This window comes from Nocardioides koreensis, assembly GCF_039531775.1.
In the GTDB taxonomy this organism is placed as follows: Bacteria; Actinomycetota; Actinomycetes; order Propionibacteriales; family Nocardioidaceae; genus Nocardioides; species Nocardioides koreensis.
The window spans coordinates 37,226-55,695 of record NZ_BAAAQR010000004.1; the positions used below are offsets into that span (position 1 = coordinate 37,226).

The 18,470-nt window shown below is 72.7% G+C and carries 20 protein-coding genes and 1 other RNA gene; 9 read left to right on the forward strand and 12 right to left on the reverse strand.

Annotated features, from left to right (window positions below):
• Window positions 1-74: 74 nt before the first annotated feature.
• The 5 genes from ABD268_RS08205 to rnpB form a co-directional block, all read right to left on the reverse strand.
• Complete coding sequence (locus ABD268_RS08205; protein WP_344149950.1) at window positions 75-2,204, reverse strand: phage holin family protein; 2,130 nt, start codon at window positions 2,202-2,204, stop codon at window positions 75-77.
• Window positions 2,205-2,305: 101 nt separating this feature from the next.
• On the reverse strand, window positions 2,306-3,061 hold the full coding sequence (locus tag ABD268_RS08210; RefSeq protein WP_344149952.1) for a hypothetical protein: 756 nt from the start codon (window positions 3,059-3,061) through the stop codon (window positions 2,306-2,308).
• Entirely contained in the window at window positions 3,054-3,809 is a 756-nt protein-coding gene (locus ABD268_RS08215; protein ID WP_344149954.1) for a class I SAM-dependent methyltransferase, read from the reverse strand. Before ABD268_RS08215 ends, ABD268_RS08210 begins: the two co-directional genes overlap by 8 nt.
• Before the next feature lie 240 nt (window positions 3,810-4,049).
• Window positions 4,050-4,448, reverse strand: a complete 399-nt coding sequence (locus tag ABD268_RS08220) for a hypothetical protein (RefSeq protein ID WP_344149956.1) — start codon at window positions 4,446-4,448, stop codon at window positions 4,050-4,052.
• A gap of 138 nt (window positions 4,449-4,586) precedes the next feature.
• Window positions 4,587-5,002, reverse strand: an RNA gene (gene rnpB / locus ABD268_RS08225) — RNase P RNA component class A.
• 50 nt (window positions 5,003-5,052) lie between these two features.
• On the opposite strand from rnpB, the gene ABD268_RS08230 reads away from it, so the two are divergent.
• Window positions 5,053-5,601, forward strand: a complete 549-nt coding sequence (locus ABD268_RS08230; protein WP_344149958.1) for a GNAT family N-acetyltransferase — start codon at window positions 5,053-5,055, stop codon at window positions 5,599-5,601.
• Between the two features lie 14 nt (window positions 5,602-5,615).
• Window positions 5,616-6,053, forward strand: coding sequence for a tetratricopeptide repeat protein (locus tag ABD268_RS08235; RefSeq protein WP_344149960.1), 438 nt, complete (start codon window positions 5,616-5,618; stop codon window positions 6,051-6,053).
• A gap of 45 nt (window positions 6,054-6,098) precedes the next feature.
• On the opposite strand, the gene map is transcribed toward ABD268_RS08235, so the two are convergent.
• Window positions 6,099-6,947: a type I methionyl aminopeptidase gene (gene map / locus ABD268_RS08240; protein ID WP_425573695.1), complete on the reverse strand. Its 849-nt coding sequence runs from the start codon at window positions 6,945-6,947 to the stop codon at window positions 6,099-6,101.
• Between the two features lie 25 nt (window positions 6,948-6,972).
• Here map and ABD268_RS08245 point away from each other — a divergent pair, with 25 nt between their 5' ends.
• Genes ABD268_RS08245 through ABD268_RS08255 form a run of 3 tightly spaced genes read left to right on the forward strand, consistent with a single transcriptional unit; the run spans window position 6,973 to window position 7,919 of the window.
• Complete coding sequence (locus tag ABD268_RS08245) at window positions 6,973-7,149, forward strand: hypothetical protein (protein WP_344149964.1); 177 nt, start codon at window positions 6,973-6,975, stop codon at window positions 7,147-7,149.
• A gap of 3 nt (window positions 7,150-7,152) precedes the next feature.
• Entirely contained in the window at window positions 7,153-7,434 is a 282-nt protein-coding gene (locus ABD268_RS08250) for a hypothetical protein (RefSeq protein WP_344149966.1), read from the forward strand.
• The gene (locus tag ABD268_RS08255; RefSeq protein ID WP_344149968.1) at window positions 7,422-7,919 is read left to right on the forward strand and encodes a GNAT family N-acetyltransferase; all 498 of its coding nucleotides are present in this window, start codon (window positions 7,422-7,424) and stop codon (window positions 7,917-7,919) included. The genes ABD268_RS08250 and ABD268_RS08255 overlap by 13 nt, the downstream gene beginning before the upstream one ends.
• A gap of 18 nt (window positions 7,920-7,937) precedes the next feature.
• On the opposite strand, the gene ABD268_RS08260 is transcribed toward ABD268_RS08255, so the two are convergent.
• Genes ABD268_RS08260 through panB form a run of 4 tightly spaced genes read right to left on the reverse strand, consistent with a single transcriptional unit; the run spans window position 7,938 to window position 12,573 of the window.
• The gene (locus tag ABD268_RS08260) at window positions 7,938-9,089 is read right to left on the reverse strand and encodes a PQQ-dependent sugar dehydrogenase (protein WP_344149970.1); all 1,152 of its coding nucleotides are present in this window, start codon (window positions 9,087-9,089) and stop codon (window positions 7,938-7,940) included.
• Window positions 9,090-9,142: 53 nt separating this feature from the next.
• Complete coding sequence (locus ABD268_RS08265; RefSeq protein WP_344149972.1) at window positions 9,143-10,495, reverse strand: flavin monoamine oxidase family protein; 1,353 nt, start codon at window positions 10,493-10,495, stop codon at window positions 9,143-9,145.
• Entirely contained in the window at window positions 10,492-11,670 is a 1,179-nt protein-coding gene (locus tag ABD268_RS08270; protein WP_344149974.1) for a peptidase C69 family protein, read from the reverse strand. The genes ABD268_RS08265 and ABD268_RS08270 overlap by 4 nt, the downstream gene beginning before the upstream one ends.
• 27 nt (window positions 11,671-11,697) lie before the next feature.
• Window positions 11,698-12,573: a 3-methyl-2-oxobutanoate hydroxymethyltransferase gene (gene panB / locus ABD268_RS08275; protein ID WP_344149976.1), complete on the reverse strand. Its 876-nt coding sequence runs from the start codon at window positions 12,571-12,573 to the stop codon at window positions 11,698-11,700.
• Window positions 12,574-12,950: 377 nt separating this feature from the next.
• On the opposite strand from panB, the gene ABD268_RS08280 reads away from it, so the two are divergent.
• The 3 genes from ABD268_RS08280 (at window position 12,951) to ABD268_RS08290 (ending at window position 15,907) form a co-directional block, all read left to right on the forward strand.
• Complete coding sequence (locus ABD268_RS08280) at window positions 12,951-14,282, forward strand: HNH endonuclease signature motif containing protein (protein ID WP_344149978.1); 1,332 nt, start codon at window positions 12,951-12,953, stop codon at window positions 14,280-14,282.
• A 209-nt stretch (window positions 14,283-14,491) separates the two neighbouring features.
• Window positions 14,492-15,094 (forward strand): DUF1326 domain-containing protein, encoded by a 603-nt coding sequence (locus tag ABD268_RS08285; RefSeq protein ID WP_344149980.1) that lies wholly within the window; start codon window positions 14,492-14,494, stop codon window positions 15,092-15,094.
• Window positions 15,095-15,100: 6 nt separating this feature from the next.
• Window positions 15,101-15,907, forward strand: a complete 807-nt coding sequence (locus ABD268_RS08290; RefSeq protein ID WP_344149982.1) for a DUF2182 domain-containing protein — start codon at window positions 15,101-15,103, stop codon at window positions 15,905-15,907.
• An 8-nt stretch (window positions 15,908-15,915) separates the two neighbouring features.
• Here ABD268_RS08290 and ABD268_RS08295 read toward each other — a convergent pair whose 3' ends face one another.
• Both ABD268_RS08295 and ABD268_RS08300 read right to left on the reverse strand, forming a co-directional pair.
• On the reverse strand, window positions 15,916-16,857 hold the full coding sequence (locus ABD268_RS08295; protein WP_344149984.1) for a phosphotransferase family protein: 942 nt from the start codon (window positions 16,855-16,857) through the stop codon (window positions 15,916-15,918).
• A gap of 84 nt (window positions 16,858-16,941) precedes the next feature.
• Window positions 16,942-17,418 (reverse strand): VOC family protein, encoded by a 477-nt coding sequence (locus ABD268_RS08300; protein WP_344149986.1) that lies wholly within the window; start codon window positions 17,416-17,418, stop codon window positions 16,942-16,944.
• A 117-nt stretch (window positions 17,419-17,535) separates the two neighbouring features.
• Between ABD268_RS08300 and ABD268_RS08305 the strand changes: the two genes are divergently transcribed.
• A complete protein-coding gene (locus ABD268_RS08305; RefSeq protein WP_344149988.1) occupies window positions 17,536-18,297 on the forward strand; it encodes a class I SAM-dependent methyltransferase in 762 nt (253 codons plus the stop codon).
• The last annotated feature ends 173 nt before the right edge of the window (window positions 18,298-18,470 follow it).

Here is an 18,470-nt window from a genome sequence, read left to right on the forward strand (position 1 = left end):
CGGCAACAACAGGGGAGCCCCCGTCGCACTCACGCAGTGTGACGGGGGCATTGCTCGCCGGTGCCGCGGGTTGCTCAGGCCCGTGGTCGGGATGCGTCGGGGACCGGGCGGGCAGGCTCGGCCGCCGTCAGGTCCCGTCGGTGCCCCAGGTGCTCGAGCCATCCCACGAGGACCCGGTGGAGGGCATCGGCTCCGACCACCATCGGTCGGGGCGGTGCCGGGAGAGCCACGGGCCACATGATCATCGCCCGGTCCTGCCAGCCGCCCAGGCCACCGTGACAACCCACCAGTCCCTCGAACGCCGCGACCTCGCCGAGGTCGTCGACGAGGCTGTTGACGTAGATGTCGGGGGCCTCCGCCATGGTCGCCGCACGGAGGACGAAGGCGGGCGCCTCGGGTCCGAAGCCGGCCAGGGGGTCCTCGCCCACCACCACGCCCTCCCGCACGCGGTGCTCGCCGCCGGGCCCGAGGACCACGGGTCCGTGGTCGGCCGTGTCGACCACGACGAAGCCGACGCCGGGATGGGCCACCAGCCCGGGCACCAGCGCCGGGAAGTGCGCGGTCAGGTCGTCCAGCGTGAGCCTGGACTTCTCGCCCGCCACGTAGACCAGCCCCAAGTTGCCCGAGCCGAAGACGAGGCACCGGTCGGCGCCGTCCTCCTCGGCCGGGACCGGGGCCGGTGCGGTCCCGTCGGGTGGGGACGACTCGAGTCGACCCGCCGAGATCCGGTCGGACGCGCGGCCGAGCGCCCGGCCCAGCACCGTGTCGGTGCCGCTGGTGGAGGCGATCATGGAGTTCAGCGCCCCGGTCGCCTCGGCGTTCTCCTCCTCGGCGGCGACGTCGGAGTCGGTGAGCCGGCGTACGAGTGCGGCGAGGTCCTCGCCGTACCGCGAGGCGAACACCTCGCCCTGGGACTGGCCGTGGTCGGACAGCACGACGAAGTGGTACCGGCGGGGGGAGACCGTCGCGACCTGCTCGAGCTGTGCGATGACGGCGTCGATGCCCTCCAGCGCGGCCAGCGACTCCGGCTGCATCAGCCCCGCATGGTGCGCGACGGCGTCGTAGTCGACGTAGTCCACGTAGATGACCCGCCGGCCCTGCAGCATCGAGTCGGCCACCAGCGTGGTGTTCAGGTCGCGCAGGACCCCGCTCACGGCGGCGCGCTCCCCGGCGAAGCCCCACCCGCGCTCGACCCGGGGGCGCACGTCGCGGCGCGTCGCCCGAGCGGCCTGGAACCGCTCGCGCGCGACCTCGCTCACCGTCCGCGACATGCTCCGGGCCAGGCCCTCCGGACGGGCGAGGAACGTGGACAGCGCGACGCGGGCGTGCTTGGTCTCACGAGTCCGGTGCACCGCGCTCATCGTGGCGTACGCCGTCGGCGCGTCGCCGGTGAACAGGTTGCTGACCGACACCCCGTCGTCGACGAGCAGGCCGCGGCCGTCGGTGTGCTGGGCCTCGATCACGGCGGCGTCCGCGGGCTTGTTCGCGACGAAGACCTTGCCGGTCGGCCGGTCGACCCAGCGGAACGCGGGGATTCCCTCGATGGTGCCGTGCAGGATGCCCATCTGGCTGGCCGGCGTCGTGGCGGGGAGCTTGGGCCGCCACTCGGCCATCCGGTGCGAGCCACTGCGTATCCAGCGCGACAGGGTGGGCAGCGTGCCGGCGCGCACGCCCCACTCCAGCACCGGGTAGGGCACGCCGTCGGCCTGGATGAAGACCACACCGGGCACGTCGGGATCGGTGAGGTCGGGCGGTCTCGCCCGGCGTCCCCGGCGCAACAGGCTCGCGGTGACCGCGTCGTCCGTGCCCGCGGTGGCCACCCAGACGAACGCCGTCGAGACGGCCGAGACGACCCAGGAGGCGGCGAAGGCGGCGAGGAAGGGAGGGTTGTGCTGCTCACCCGAGAAGTCCCACGCCACCAGCCAGACGACGATCCCCTGACCGAACAGGCCGAGCAGCACCGCGCCCACCCATCCCACGAGCACGGCCAGGCGCACCAGCAGCGGCCGGAGCACGGCGCCGACCACGGCGATAGCGATCGCCGCGGCGATGGTGCGGCCCGGGCCCTTGATGTCGAACTCCGGGACCAGCCACGAGGCGATCTGCAGGCCGAGGGCTGCGCCGAGCACCGCGAGCACCGCGCGCCCGACGTCGCCCCAGCGCAGGTGCCACCAGCCACTCCTGGGCCGGGCGTGCCTCGTCATGGGCTCACGGTAGGTGTGCGCGGCGGCCTGCGGCGTCGTCACCGACGGGTGATGCGGACGGTGGTCCGCACCGGCTCCGCGGCACCGGTGGGTGGGCGTCGTCAGCCCCGACTCGAGCTGGCGAGCAGCACCGCGAGGGCCGTCATCGGTACGGCCCACGACATCGCCCGCAGCGCTCCTTCGAGGGGGCTGAGCAGCACCGCCCGGTCCAGCGGCACGGCGGTCCCGTCCGTGGTGGTGAGGTCCCCGGTGATTGACACGGTGTCGCGGCGCAGTCGTCGCGCTGGTGTGCTCAGCCGGCGCTGGGCGTACGACGTGCCCACGGCCGCCAGCGTCATGGCTGCGGCGGCGGCTACCGCCCCGGGCGCCGGGGTCGGCGCCTGCGCGAGGAAGCCGACGACCACGGGAAAACCGCCCCAGCCCCAGGCGAACACGTGGTCGTTGTGGAGCCGGCCGCCGAACAGCTCGAGGTTGTACCCCACCACCAGCACCGCCCCGACCGGGATGGCGGCGAGGAGCGCCCAGTTGGCCCCGTCCCGGAAGAACGCCCCGGCGAGGCCGAGGACCACGGCCCCGAGCAGCGACAGCGCGGCCACCGCCGACAGGGTCGTCGAGGCGATGCCCGTCCTCAGCGGGCGGCCCTGCTGCTCGTCGAGGGCGTGCGCGGCGAGGCCGACCGCGAGGAAGAACGCGAGAAGGGTGAACGCGAGGTCGGTCCAGTCGAGGGCCGGAGCGACCGCCGCCCCGAGCGCTACGTAGCTCAGGTGCCAGGCGGTGTACGGCGGGTGCAGCAGCGTCCACCAGTCCGAGACCGCGTTGCCCCGCCGTGCGTAGAAGGCGGCGGCCGGCTCACCCATGCCGCCTGCGTCCGGACATCACCAGGCCGCCGCCCAGGCTCATGGGTCTGACGCGAACGTTCTCGAGGCCGGCGGCCTGCCACATGGCGACGTGCCGCTCGACGGGATGGGCGCGGTAGTGCTGCTCGATGGACGGACCGAGGAAGGACCCGACGCGTGCCCAGGCGCCGCCGCCGCTCACGAGCCCCGCGACCGGGAGGATCGCCCTCGTGTACAGGCGCCAGGCGGGCCGCCACACCGGCGGCGGCGGGACACCGAACTCGAGGCTGGCGACGACCCCGCCCGGCCGGACCACCCGCGCGAGCTCGGCCAGCGTGGCCGCGGGGTCGGCGACGTAGCGGAGCAGGTAGGTGAACGTCAGGGCGTCGAACGAGGCATCCCGGAAGGGAAGCTGCTCGGCGCGAGCGGCCGCCAGCCGGATGCGGTCGTCACGGCCGCGCGCCTCGACCCGCTGCCTGCCGCGGCGCAGCATCTGCTCGGTCAGGTCGACCCCGACCACGCGAGCGTTCGTCCGGTCGGCGAGCGCGAGGGCCACGCCCGCGGTCCCGGTCGCCACGTCGAGGACCGTGGCCGGGTTGCCCGCCACGACGGCGTCGACCATCGCCGTCCGCCAGCGACGGTTCTGGCCGAAGGAGAGGACTTCCTCCAGCACGTCGTAGCGCCGGGGGAGCCCGTCGAACAGCTCCCGGGCGAACCGGTTGGGCTCCGCGCGCGAGCGCACGACCGCCCGCTGGCTCGGTGTCGGCATCGCGCGCCTCCTCGGCCCGTCCCTGCTCGCCACGATAGTGCCGCGCGTCTGGCCGCGAGTCCCGCAAATGAGGGGTGCGGACGGGCTGGCGCCAGGCCTCAGAATGCCCGCACGCCCGCTGACTGCAACACATTCACCACTGGAGGCTGCGGCTTTGCTCGGTTTGGGACGGTCGTGAGCCGGTGAGGCGATGCGTCTCGCGTGCAGGGCGCGACCGGCGCTTCCTACCGGGCGCCGGAATCAGACAACTGTTCCGGGCGCGGCCTGTGACTTGGAGACCGACAACTGCCAGATCGCGCCGACAAGCCATGCCATGCCGGCGAACAAGGTCAAGTACAAGCCGATAGCAGCAGCGCCATTCATGTCTGCGAGGCCGATCAGGGCCACGATCGCGGCCAGGACAGTCAACGTGATCTGCGAGGCTTTCCCGGGTGTCTTCTCGGGACTGAGGACACGCGATGACAGGACCAGCACGACGATGCCAACCAAGCTGAGAACGAGGGTGATGACGCCGTCGCCGTCCGTGCCGCGGGCGCTGATGCCGAGCAGGGAGACCCACGGCAGGAAAGCGGCAACCGCCACAACGATCATTGCGCCGAAGGAAATGCGCTGCGGGGTAGTCAACCGAGTCAGGTCCATGGGCGGACCATATCTCCGGTTTCGCGTCTTCTCGGGGAAACGGGAGATCAGTGTGCGACGGCCATGTATCGGTCCATGTCCTTGCGGGGAGGTCAAGGCCCAACTCGGATACCGCGGTCGCTGTCGATGAGGGTGGTGCGGACGGGCTGGCCTGTAGGCCGGGTTCTGTCCCGGGGGCCCTTGCGGGCGTCCCGGGGGCGACCATCCATCTACGGCTGCCGTTGCCGACAACCTCCAGCGGTCTACCCGCGCACTCGGGCGGGCAGCCCTCAGACGTGCGCGCGCCCGGTGTCCGAAGACGCCGGGCTTCTTGACCTTGCTCCAGGTGGGGTTTGCCGAGCCGACCCGGTCGCCCGGGTCGCTGGTGGTCTCTTGCACCACCGTTTCACCCTTACCGCCCGGTCCCGTCGAAACGGAGCCGGGAGGCGGTCTGTTTTCTGTGGCACTGTCCCGCGAGTCACCTCGGGTGGGTGTTACCCACCACCTCGCCCTGTGGAGCCCGGACCTTCCTCGGCGCCTCCGTGAGGAGACGACGCGGTCGCCCGGCCAGCCCATCCGCATGGCAAGGATAGGGGACGATGCGTCCGGTCGTACTCTGGCCGACGTGCTGCCCACCGGATACGGGATCCGACCTCTCGCCGTCGAGGACGCGCCGGCCCTCGCCGCGGCGTACTCACGCAACCGTGAGCACCTCGCCCCGTGGGACCCGCGCCGCACCGGTGAGTTCTTCACCGAGGCCGCCCAGCGCAAGGACGCCGAGGCCAAGCTGGAGAGCGCCGCGCTCGGGCTCCAGCACCCGTGGCTGCTGGTCCACGGCGACGAGGTGGTCGGCCGGGTCAACCTCAACAACGTCGTGCGGGGGGTCTTCCAGAGCGCGTCGCTCGGCTACTGGGTCGACCACCGGCACACGGGCCGGGGGCTCGCCACGGCCGCGGTCGGGTGCGCGCTCCGGCGCGCCGTCGAGCTCGGCCTGCACCGGGTGGAGGCGGGCACGCTGGTGGGCAACGTCGCGTCCCGGGCGGTGCTGCGCCGCTGCGGCTTCGAGCAGTACGGCGTGGCCTCCGACTACCTGTTCATCGCGGGTGCCTGGCAGGACCATCTCCTGTTCCAGCGCATCCTTCACGACCGGCCGGCCGGCGCCGCGGCGCCGTGAGGGAGGCGGACGACATGACCGACGACCACGAGCTGCAGCCGCCGCCCATCACCTTCCCGGGGCGGGGACCCGAGACGGCGTACCGCACCGCCCACGACCTGCTCTCACGCCGGGCGCCACGCGAGGCGCTGGAGGTGCTGGAGCCTGCCCTGGAGCAGGAACCCCGCAACACCGGCCTGCGCTCGCTGCGGGCCTGGGCCTACCTGCTGCGCGCCCAGCTGGCCAAGGCCGAGGCGGAGCTGGCCGCGCTGGTCGAGGAGCGGCCCGACGACGACTGGGCCCGGCACGCCCTGGGCCGCAGCCTGGAGCGCCAGGCCCGGCTCAGCGAGGCGCTGCCGCACCTGCGCCTGGCCGCCGCGATGAGCGGCGACCCCGAGCACGAGCTGGCGGTGCTCCGCGTCGAGCGACGGCTCGCCGAGACCGGCCAGACGTCGTACGACGACCTGACCTAGTCTCGACAGGCTCGACCACCGGAGCCGACAGACCCGACCGAGACGTCAGGGCTGTGTCAGCACCTCGGCGCCGGTCGGCGTGACGAGCAGGGTGTGCTCGAACTGCGCGCTGCGGCGCCGGTCCCGGGTCACGACCGTCCAGTCGTCGTCCCACATCTCCCACTCGTGGGTGCCTAGGTTGAGCATCGGCTCGATGGTGAAGGTCATCCCGACCTCGATCAGGTCGTCGTACTCCGGGGTGTCGTAGTGGGGCACGATCAGGCCGCTGTGGAAGGCGGTCCCGATGCCGTGGCCGGTGAACTCACGGACCACGCCGTACCCGAAGCGGCGCGCGTAGGACTCGATCACCCGGCCGATCACGCTGATCCGGCGCCCGGGCTTGACGGCCTTGATGCCGCGGTCGAGCGCCTCACGGGTCCGCTCGACCAGCAGACGCGACTCCTCGTCCACGTCGCCGGCGAGGAAGGTCGCGTTGGTGTCGCCGTGCACCCCGTCGAGAAAGGCGGTGATGTCGATGTTGACGATGTCGCCGTCCTCGACCCGACGGCTGTCGGGGATGCCGTGGCAGATCACCTCGTTGACGCTCGAGCACAGCGACTTGGGGAAGCCGCGGTAGCCGAGCGTGGAGGGGTAGGCGCCGTGGTCACAGAGGAACTCGTGGCCGATCCGGTCGAGCTCGTTGGTGGTGACGCCCGGCACCACGTGGGAGCCGACCAGCTCGCGGGCCTGCGCGGCGAGCTTCCCGGCCACGCGCATCCGCTCGATCGTCCCGGCGTCCTTGACCTCGCTGCCGGTGAACCGCTCCGGCGTCGGCTTGTCGACGTACTCCGGCCGCGGGATGTGAGCGGGGACGGGACGTCGCGGCGAGATCGTGGCGGCAGTCAGGGGAGTCACGCGGGCGAGTGTAGTTTCAGGCGACATGAGCCAGTTCTGGTACTGCGTCAAGCACCACCGGGTCGAGGACCCGGACGGGTGCCCGCCCATCGATCGCCTCGGCCCCTACGACACGCGCGAGGAGGCCGAGCACGCGCTGGAGAAGGCCGCCGAGCGCAACCAGGAGTGGGAGAACGACCCCAACTGGAACGACGAGCCCTGATCGGTGGCGAGATCTCGTCGTCACAACCCCAACGCCGTCTCGCCGTGGCCGTTCGTCGGCATGGCCGGCATGGCCTGCGCGTTCTTCCTGTACGCCGCGTCCGGCCTGCTCGCCCCGTGGTGGGCGGTGGTCGCGCTGCTGGTGCTCTGGGTGGTGCTGCTCGTGGTGGCGACCCGGTGGTGGACCCCGCACCCGAAGCGGGTGCCGTTCGTGGCGCTCTTCGCGGTGGCCTTCTGGTTCGCCGCGATGAACGCCGGGGGAGCGTGGCTGGGGTGGACCGCGTGACGCTGCTGCCCTCGGCGCGCTCCCTGCGCGTCGCCCCGTTGACCCCCGAGCACGCGCGCGACATCTGCACGTGGGGCTACCCGGCGCCGTACGACTGCTACGACATGACCGAGGTCGACCCGGACGAGCTGCTCTCTCCCGACGCCGGGGTCTACGCCTTGCTGGCCGACGAGCGGCTGGTCGGCTTCCGGTCGTTCGGAGCCGACGGGCGGGTCCCCGGCTGGGCGTACGACGACTCGGCGCTGGACACGGGTGGGGGCCTGCGCCCCGAGCTGGTCGGCCAGGGCCTGGGCCGGCACGCCATCGCTGCCGGACTGGCCTTCGGCCGGGAGAGGTTCGCTCCGCCGGCCTTCCGGGTCACGGTGGCCTCGTTCAACACGCGGGCGCTGAGGACCGTGGAGTCGCTGGGGTTCGGCCGGGTCGGGAGGTTCGACGCGGCCAGCGACGGCCGCAGCTTCGAGGTGCTCGTCCGGCCCGAGGGCTGAGGCTCGGGGCTGCGGGTCTCAGTGCGGGCTCACCCGCAGGATCGCGTCGTTCCCGTTGCCGTTGTCGGTGGTGACCAGCAGGTCGTGGTTCGGGGCGAGCGTGACCGAGCGGAGCCGGCCGAACCGCTGCAGCGCCTTCGGTGCCCGGGCACGCTGCAGGTGGCCCGCGGCGTCGAAGGTCAGGAACACGATCCGTCCGGCCTTGAGCGCCGCGACCGCCAGGGTGCCGTTCAGCGCGCCCCATGCCCTGCCACGGACGAAGGTGCCGCCGCTCGTGGCCAGCGTCGGGTTGCCGGAGCTCCAGCGGGCCTCGACCTGCTTCCCGGGCAGGTCCTGGTCGGTCATCGGGACGTCCTCGTTGTAGCCGGGGACGGGGTCGTAGCCGTAGTCGCCGCCGTCGACGAGCCGGTTCACCTCGTCGTCACGGTAGGTGCCCTGCTCGATCGACCAGAGGGTCCCGTCCCTGCGCTGCGCGAGGCCCTGGACGTTGCGGTGGCCGTAGGTGTGGACGTACCGCGTCTTCCGGTTGTGGGCGTCGATGAACGGGTTGGTCGGCCACGGCGCGCCGGTACGACGGTCCAGCCGCAGCGTCTTGCCGCCGAGCGAGGTCAGGTCCTCGGGGTTGGTGCCCTCGGCCGCGTCGCCGGTGCCGACGAGCAGGGACCCGTCCCGCGCGATCAGCAGCCGACACCCGCCGTGCCGTCCGCTGCTGGTGGGGAGGCCGCCGACGAGCTCCTTGATCCGTCGCGCCCGCGTCGCCCGCGCGTTGAGGTGCCAGGCGAGCACGTGCACCTCGTGACCGGAGGCGGTGGTGCCGCCCTGGCAGGTGTAGAAGCGGCCGTTCCCCGCGAAGTCCGGGTCGACCTCGAGCGACATCAGGCCGGTCTCCCCGGAGACCCACACCCGGTCGCTCGGGAACCGCACCCGGTGGGTGCGGCCGTTCTGCCAGACCGAGAGGGTGGCCCGGTCGCGCTGGGTGAGCAGCAGCCGGTGGTGACCGATCGGCTGCACGTCCCAGGGGTGGTCGAGGCCGGTGACCTGCCGGTGCACGTGCAGCGTGGGTACGCCGCGGGCCGGTGACGGGGCAGGGGCGGGGCCGTCCGGCGCGGCGACCGCCGGAGCGGTCGGGAGGACGAGGGCGAGGAGCAGTGCTGCCGAGACCAGACGCATGCCGGCATCATGGCAAGCCCGCGTCCCGGGCGCACCCCGTGTGGACCACCGGCTCACGCGAGCGCGCGCAGGACCTCGTCCGCGGTGGCCTCGCCGGAGCGGACCGCGCCCTCCATGTAGCCGTTCCAGTGCACGGCGTACTCCGCGCCGGCCCAGTGGATCCGCCCGACCGGCGGCCGCAGGGCCTCGCCGTAGGCCGTCCAGACCCCGGGGGCGAAGTGCGCCCCGTAGCAGCCGCGGCTGAACTCCTCGGCTGTCCAGTCCTGCTCCAGGTAGTCGATGGGGTCGCCGGCGGCAGGGCCGAAGTAGCGCACCAGGGAGTCCAGGAAGCTGCGCCGCCGGTCCCGCGCGGACAGGCGCACCCAGTGCCGGGCGTCCCCGCCCTCGATGAAGCCGAGCAGCATGCCCACCTCGGCGTCCGGCGGGGACACGTCGAAGGTGACCTTGACCGGCCCCCGGTCCGTGGCGGCCTGGCCGTTGAGCCCCTCGCCACGCCAGAACGGCGTGGGGTACGCCGCGAACGCCTTGACGACCGAGCCCGCGGGCAGCTTCTGGGTCAGCTGGTCGCGCCACGACGGCAGCAGCGGGTCGTAGTCCAGGCGACCGGCCAGCGTCGGCGGGATCGCCACCACGAGGCGCTCACCGGTGAGGCGGCTGCCGTCCCGCAGCTCGACCGCGACCTCGTCGGCCCCCTGCCGGACCGAGCGCACCACCGCCCCGAGCCGCACCCGGTCGCCGAGCGACGCCGCGAGCCCCTCGGCGACACGCACCGAGCCGCCCACGACCCGGTCCTGCTGCGCCCCGTGGTCGACGGCGAGCAGCGTCTCGAAGTCGGCGTTCGACCTGGCGTAGAAGAGCGCGTGCAGCAGCGACAGGTCGCACGCGTCGGCGGCGAAGACCGCCTCGCAGGCCGTGTGGAAGTAGGCCCGCCCGGCGCTCGTGCGCAGGTTGCGGCGGATCCAGCTCTCGAAGGTCTGGCCGTCGAGCCGGCGCGCGCCCGGGGTCGCCCACGGCCGCTCGAGGTCCACCCGGGTGGCCATCCGCTCGAAGCGGAGCAGCCCCTGGGCGAGGTCGGCCAGCGCGAACGGGTTGAGCCTCGGGGTGGCTCCCTTGTGCGGCGCGAGCCGGCTCTGCCGACCTCCGAGCTCCAGGAGCACGGAGCCCGCGTCGTTCCAGGTCCGGAAGGTCGCCAGGCCGAGCTCCTCGACCAGGGTGTACATCATGGCGTGGCCCTCACCGAGCCAGGTGCCGCCCACCTCGACCGGGTGGCCCGCCAGCTCGCCGCCGCGGACCCGTCCCCCGACCCGGTCACGGGCCTCGAGCACCACGACCTCGTGGCCGGCCGCGACCAGCCGCCTGGCTGTGGTGAGACCGGCGAGCCCGGCTCCCACGACGATCACGCTCATCTCCACACCCCTGCCTCTCGGTCCCAGCGCCGCCACATTCGGCCCACCCAGAACGGTCGTCCGTCCGCATCACCCGGGTCGGCGGTCGGCGTCCACCGGTCCTCCCAGTCCCGCGCCGCAGCCCAGGCGTCCTCCGGGGTTGGCGAGCTGGTGAAGAGCTCCTTCTCCAGCGCGTCACGCTCGTCCGCGGCGCGCGCGTACCGGCCCGGGTCCCGCATCCAGCTCCGGTGCAGGCGCTCGTGGCGCCACCACGGCTGCGCCGAGTCGTAGCGGTTCGTGGCGGCGGCCGGGGCGGCGTACGGCAGCGGCTCGACCCGGAGCGGCTTGAAGACCGACGTGCAGGGAGCCGAGGTGCCGGTCACCCAGTGCCGGCCGGAGCTCAGGTCGGCGACCCACGAGGAGGTGGTCTGGGTGGCGGTGAGCAGCCCGCCGGGGTGCGCGCACGGCGCGGACAGGGCGCCGTTGGTGAGGTGGTACGCCGGGGCGTCGCCGCCGTGGTCCCGCAGCGCGGCCGCCATGTCGTCGACGCCCCGCGCCGCGCGGCCGGACGCCTCGGTCCGGGCACGTCGTACCTGGCACTGCGCGACCCAGCCGCGCACCGGGTCGGCGAACCGGTCGGCGAAGCCGGGGATGGTCAGGCCGTTGGAGATCGAGCGGGCGCCGGCCACCACCTCCTCGGCGGCCCAGTGCCGCCCGGCCGTCTCCAGCACCACCGCACCCCCGGGGTCGGCCACCATGAACGAGTTGTCGTAGGTGAAGCCGGAGTGCTCGTGGCTGCACGAGCCGCCCTGGCCGTAGCCCTCGAGCAGGGTCACGATCGTCTGGACGGCCTCGTGCCGGTCCGCGGAACGCTCGAGGGCGAGGCGCAGCAGGTCCATGCCGAGCAGCGTTCCGTCCCGCCGTCCGGCGCGGCGGGTGAAAACCGCCTCGTTGCCGATCACGACGCCGTGCTCGTTGGCGCCCATCTCGGCGCCCCACATCCACCACGGCCTGGACAGCAGCACGCCGTGCGTGCGCGGCTGCTGGGGGAGCGAGGACCACGTGCAGTCGAGCTCGCCCGGGGCGTGCTCGGCCGCCGGGTGGTGCTCGAGCAGCTGGGCCTCGTTGGGGTCCCGGTCGCTGTTCTTGGCGAACAGCACCCCGTCGTCATCGATGACGACCAGGACGTCGCACATGCGCCCAACCTACGCCGGGCGTCGGGCTCAGAAGGTGTGCTCGGGTCCCGGGAAGGTCTGCGCCTTCACGTCGGCGACGTACTCCTGCGCGGCCCGGAGCAGTACGCCGTGGAGGTCGGCGTACTGCTTGACGAACTTGGCCATCCGCCCGGTCCGCAGCCCGAAGGCGTCCTGCCAGACCAGCACCTGGCCGTCGCAGTCGACGCCCGCCCCGATCCCGATCGTGGGGATGCCGACGGCCTTGGTCACCTCGCCGGCGACGTCGCCCGGGACCATCTCCATGACCACCGCGAAGGCGCCGGCCGCCTCGAGCGCCTGCGCCTCCTCGATGACCTGGGCGGCGGCGTCGCCACGGCCCTGCACCCGGTAGCCGCCGAGGTTGTGCTCGGACTGGGGCGTGAAGCCGATGTGCGCCATGACGGGGATGCCGCCCTCGGTCAGCTTGCGGACCTGGGGGACCATCGCGAGCCCGCCCTCGAGCTTGACCGCGTGGGCGTTGGCCTCCTTCATGAACCGCACCGCGGTCAGGTAGGCCTGCTCGGGCGAGGCCTGGTAGCTGCCGAACGGCAGGTCCGCGACGACCAGGGCGCGTCGGGCGCTGCGGGTCACGGCGCGGGCGAGCGGGATCAGCTCGTCGACGGTCACCGGCAGCGAGGTCTCGTTGCCGAAGACGTTGTTGCTCGCGGAGTCTCCGACGAGGAGCACGTCGATACCCGCCTCGTCGAAGGTCTGGGCGGCGTACTGCTCGTAGGCGGTGAGCATCGCGAACTTCTCGCCGCGCTGCTTCATCTCGCGCAGGTGATGCGTGCGGACCCGCTTCGCCGGCGCGGTGTTCGCCGGCGCGGTCGCCGCGGCCGGGCCGCTGCCGTACGGCGCGGGCTGCTCGGTCTTGTCGTCGCTCATGGCGAGCTCCCCTCGGGCGTCATCTCGCGGCTCCCTGATGGAGTCCACGGACCGTTGGTCAGGCTAGTCCGCGGGGTTGGATGTGCGGCTGTGTGGATGGTCACGTGGCTCCCTGCTCCCTGCTCGCTGCGTTCGCACTCGACGGGTACGGCGGGGTCCCTGTGGGTCGCCGTAGCCTCCCCGCTCGCGGGTCTGCTCTGGTTGCGGTCTTGGCTGGCTACGGCGGGGGTCTCCTCGTGGTTGCGGCCGGATCCCGGCTCGCGGTCGGTGCCCGTCCGAAAATGCTCTCGAAAGTTTCTTCGCATAGCGTCTCATCAGATGAGATACCCACAGTTCAGGGGCCCGGGACTGTCGGTGGGCTCTGGTTGAGTCAGGACATGGAGCAGCCGACCGGGACGCCGACCACCCCCGCGGGGATGCTGTCGGCTGCCAACGGCCTGGTGGGGAACCTGGACGAGGCCCTGTGGGCGGCGAAGACGTCGGAGGAGCTGGTCGAGGCGGTCGCCGAGGCCGAGACCCTGCGGGCGCACCTGGCCGGCCTGGAGGCCTCGATGCTGGCCGAGATCGAGGCCCGGACGATCCCGAAGCAGGAGCTGGCCTGGTCCTCGACCGCCGGCTGGTTCACCCACCTGGCCGGCATGAAACGGGGCCAGGGGCACCGCACCGTCGAACAGGCCCCGCTCCTGGTCGGCGAGCGGACCGCCACCCACGCCGCGCTGCTGGCCGGGCGGGTCTCCCCGGAGCAGGCCGCGATCATCGTGGCCGCGGTCGAGAAGCTCCCCCTCAACCCCGCGGTCCGGGCGGAGGGCGAACAGCTGCTGCTCGAGGCGGCGTCCCGGCTGACCGCCACCGAACTGCACCACGCCGCCAAGCGCCTGGTGCTGGTGGTCGACCCCGACAAGGCCGAACGCGACGCCGAGAAGGCCCTGGACCGCGAGGACCGGGCCGCGCACCTGCACCGGCACCTGTCCATCACCGAGGACGGCGCCGGCGGCATCCGGCTCCGCGGCCGCGGCACCGTCGAGGACGCCGCCATCCTCAAGGCCGCGTTTCTGCCGCTGACCAAGCCCGCACCCGCGGTCGATGAAGAGGACCCGGACTGCGCGGCCCTCACCGACCCCCGCGACCACGGCGCCCGCATGTGGGACGCGCTGGTGGCCACCGCCCAGCACGCCCTGGACACCGACCTCCCCCCGGACTGCCACGGCGCCCGACCCCGGGTCACCGTCACCACCAGCCTCGACGTCCTGCGCCAGCAGATCGACTGGGCCACCCTCGGCACCGCCGCCATCACGGACGACGGGCTCGAGCTGGCGCCCTCGGTGGTCCGGCGGCTGGCCTGCGACGCCGACATCATCCCGGTCGCCCTCGGCGGCCGCGGCGAGGTCCTCGACGTCGGCCGCACCTGCCGGCTGGTCACCCCGGCGATCTGGCGGGCCGTGGTCTGCCGGGACCGGCACTGCACCTTCCCGGGCTGCACCCGGCCCCCGATCATGTGCCACGCCCACCACATCACCCACTGGGTCGACGGCGGCCACACCAACCTCGACAACCTGGTCCTGCTCTGTGGCCAGCACCACCGGGTCATCCACCACACCCCCTGGCGGGTCCGGCTCAACCCCGACGACGGCCGACCCGAGTTCCTGCCCCCACCCAAACGCGGGCACCCACCACCGGACTGGATCCGAAGCCGACCCAGACGCGAGTGAGCGCCGTCAGCGACCGAGACCAACCACCACCAGCCAGCACAGGCGGACGCAGCCGAAAGACAGCCCGGCCACCGCCGGAAGAGTCCGGCAACCGCCGAAAGAGGGCTCGGCCCCCGCCGGAAGACGCCGCGCCAGATGGCACCGCCGGTCCATTGACGCGTGCGGGGACCGCGGGAAGACTGGAATGTCTCGGGGGAAGGGGTCGCGCCATGGCGTGGAATCTGACCGGTAGCTATGCGGAGACCTGCTCGTGCGAGCTGATGTGTCCCTGCAATCTGTCCTTCGACCACGGGGCCACCTACGACTTCTGCCGAGTGACCCTGGTCTTCAACATCCGACAGGGTGAGATCGAGGGCACCGACATCGCCGGACGTCGCGTCGTCCTGATCGCGGACACTCCCAAGGTGATGACCGACGGGAACTGGCGGCTCGGTGTCTACATCGACGACCAGGCGAGCGACGAGCAGTTCGACCAGCTCGTCAAGGTCTTCGGCGGGCAGCTCGGTGGCCCGATGGGAGCCCTCGCGCCGCTGGTCGGCGAGATCGTCGGAGTGGAGCGCGCCGCGATCGACGTCGCGGACGACGGGCTGGTGCACAGCGTGCGGGTCGGCGACACGATCGACTTCGAGATCGAGGACATCGTCCCGTTCGGTGTGGAGACCGGTGAGCCGGTGCGGTTCAGTGGGATGTTCCACCCGGTCGCGTCGAACCTCACGATGGCCGAGGCCAAGCGCACCCGCATCAACGCGTTCGGCATCTCCTACGAGGGTCGGACGGGCCTGTCCACCTCCGAGTTCTCCTGGGCCGCCTGACCGCGCATGGTGTCGGCGACGGGACCCGGGGGCGCCGGCCTGACGCCCGCGGCGGTGGCCGTACGCGCCCGGCTCGGCCTGGTGGCGGCGCTGTGCGCGGTCGCCGTGGTCGGCTGGATCTGGACCGCGCACGAGATGAGCGGCATGGACGCCGGTCCCTGGACGAGCCTCGGCAGCCTCGGCTGGTTCCTCGGTGTCTGGGTGGTGATGATGGCGGCGATGATGTTCCCGTCCGTCGCTCCCACGATCGCGCTGTTCACGCGGGTCACGAAGGACAGCTCACCGGTCTCGCCGTGGCTGTTCGCCGGCGGCTACCTGCTCACGTGGACCGCCGCCGGTCTCGCGGCGTACGCCGTGGGCGTGCTCGCCGTCGCCGCACTCGGGGACGTGCTCGCGTGGGACCGCGCGGGCCAGGAGATCGCCGCCGCCACGTTGGTGGTCGCCGCCGTCTACGAGGTCACCCCGCTCAAGAACGTGTGCCTCGCCAAGTGCCGCAGCCCCCTCGGCTCGCTCCTCGGCTCCTGGCGAGCGGGCCCCACCGGGGCCCTCAGGATGGGGGTGCGCAACGGAGCCTGGTGCGTCGGCTGCTGCTGGGCGCTGATGGCCTCGTTGTTCGCCCTGGGGGTGATGAGCGTGTCCTGGATGGCGCTGGTCGCGGTCATCATCGCGGTGGAGAAGACGGGCCCGCCGCGCCGCCGTCTCACCTACCCGGTGGCGGCCCTGCTCCTGGGCCTCGCGGTGCTCCTGCTGGTGGCGCCCGACGCGCTGCCGGGCCTGACCATCCCCTCCGGCGAGACGATGATGATGGGCTGAGCCCGGGCTCAGGCACTCGGATGGCTCCACTCGGGACGCTCGAGCTCCGAGAGCAGGCCGCCGATGGCCACGTCGTCATTGGTGTCCCCGGTGTGCGGCGCGGCGAACCAGGCGGCGTACTGGCTGATCTCGTCCAGCCGCCACTCGAGGTCGAACATCTCGATCATCGGCCAGTGCGGGCGCGCCAGGTCGGCGTGGCCGGAGTCGACGAGCGTTCGCAGGTCGCGCTCGCGGGGCGCGAGCTTGAGCGACTCCCAGTCCACCAGCAGGACGCCGTCGTCGTCGGCGACCAGCTGGTTGCGTGTGTGCGGCTCGCCGTGGGTGGCGACCCAGGGGCGGGCCCCGGCCTCGTCGGACAGCCGGTGGTAGGCGCCCACCCAGCGCTCGATCGCGTCCAGGCGCTCGCGCAGTGCCCGCCGCGCCCGCTCGGCGTAGGGGCCGCAGTCCCAGGTCGAGGACGTACGCCGCTCGAGCACCGCCGCGAAGGCGTCGCCGACCAGCGGACGCCAGGTGGGGAGACCGGACGGGGGAGTGGCGGCATGCAGCCGCTCCAGGACCAGTGCGTTGGCCTCCGCGGCCCCGCGGTCGGGCAGGTCGCCTGTCCCCGCGACGGTGCCGTCCACCCAGCCGGTCGCGCTCAACGCCCCCTTGCCCAGCGGGATGGTGCAGGTGCCCGGGACGGCTCGCAGGCAGGGGACCACGAACTCCAGGCCGGCGCCGAACAGTGCGGCGGCGCCGGCGTACGCCCCCTCGAGCGACTCCGGCGAGTGCCGCGGCTCCAGCCCGTCCAGCGTGACGAAGAGCCGGCGCTCACCACCGGCGACGGCGGCCCAGTGGTGCGCGCCGAAGCCGACCGGCAGGTGCTCGACCTCATCGATCTCCGGGTCCCAGGCCGCGCGGACCGCCTCCAGCACCGCGGCGTCGCTGACGTGCGTCGGTCGTTCGCGCACCCGGTCAGGCCTTCATGTACGGCGCGTCGGGCGTGGCTGTGAACCTCATGGCGCCCACCCTCGCACGGGGCCCGTGCTCGCGGCTCATGCGTGTGCGGCGGCGGCCTCGAGCTCGGCGATGACGATCTTGCGCTGGCCGAGCATTGCCTGCATCGCGGCCTGGCTGCGGGCCGGGTCGGGGTCGCTGAGCAGCTCGTAGAGCCGGGTCGGCACGATCTGCCACGAGAGCCCGAAGCGGTCCTTGAGCCAGCCGCACATCGACTCCTCGCCGCCGGCGACGAGGTTGTCCCAGTAGTAGTCGACCTCGGACTGGTCGGTGCAGCTGACGCTGAAGGAGATCGTCTCGGTGAAGCCGGCGTACATCGGGCCACCGTTGATGCCGCGGAAGGTCTGACCGTCCAGCACCCACTCGCCGGCCATCACCTTGCCGGGCTCTCCCGGCCCCGCCTCGCCGTATCGGGAGACGTCGGTGATCTCGGAGTCGGGGAAGATCTTGGTGTAGAACTCCATCGCCTCCTCGAGGTTGTCGTCGAACCACAGGCACGGGCTGATCGAGGTCATGGCGGACTCCTTCGGGTCGGGGCCGAGCATCGACTCCCGGCGCTCGTCGGTACAGACCACGCGCCGCGGGCGAACTCATCGGTGCCGTGCAAGGACGCACGGCCGTACATTCTGGGGGTGGCCTTCGACAACGTCTCCGCCGACGCCTACGACCGGTTCATGGGCAGGTACGCCGCTCCGCTGGCGCCGCAGTTCGCCGATCTCGCGGCTGTGCATCCCGGTCAACGGGTGCTCGACGTCGGGTGCGGCCCGGGCGCGCTGACCGGCGTCCTCGTCGACCGGGTCGGCGCCGAAGCGGTGGCTGCGATCGACCCGTCCCCGCCGTTCGTCGAGGCGGTCCGGGGGCGGTTCCCGGCCGCCGACGTGCGCCAGGGGGTCGCCGAGCACCTGCCCTACGAGGACGGCGCCTTCGACGTGTCGCTGGCTCAGCTGGTGGTGCACTTCATGAAGGACCCGGTGGCGGGGTTGCGCGAGATGGCGAGGGTGACCCGGCCCGGGGGCGTGGTCGCCGCGTGCGTCTGGGACCACGGCGGGGGCCGCGGCCCGCTGTCGCCGTTCTGGAGCACGGTCCACGCACTGCAGCCCGGCGTCCGCGGCGAGGCCGGCGGCGCGGGTGCGCGTGAGGGACACCTCGGCGAGCTGGCCATGGAGGCCGGGCTCCGTGACGTGGACACCGGTGAGCTGTCGGTCCGCGTGTCCTACACGGACTTCGACGAGTGGTGGACGCCGTACACGGCGGGGGTCGGCCCCGCCGGGGACTGGGTTGCCGCCCTCGACCCGACCGAGCGCGAACGCGTGCGGGCCGCGTGCGCGCAGCGGCTGCCGCAGGGGAGCTTCGAGATCCCCGCGACCGCCTGGACGGTGACCGCGCGGGTGTGACCTGTGACCAGGTCGACCGTCGGGGAACCGAGGAGATCTCTGCCGCGTCTGTCAGGTGAGGATGGAGGTGGCGCAGTGATGGAGCGTGGACACCAGCTCACTCTTCCAGGCGTCGTGGGACTGACTGCGCTGCTCCTGGCTGGTGCCGTACTGGCCGGGTGCGGCGGTTCCGT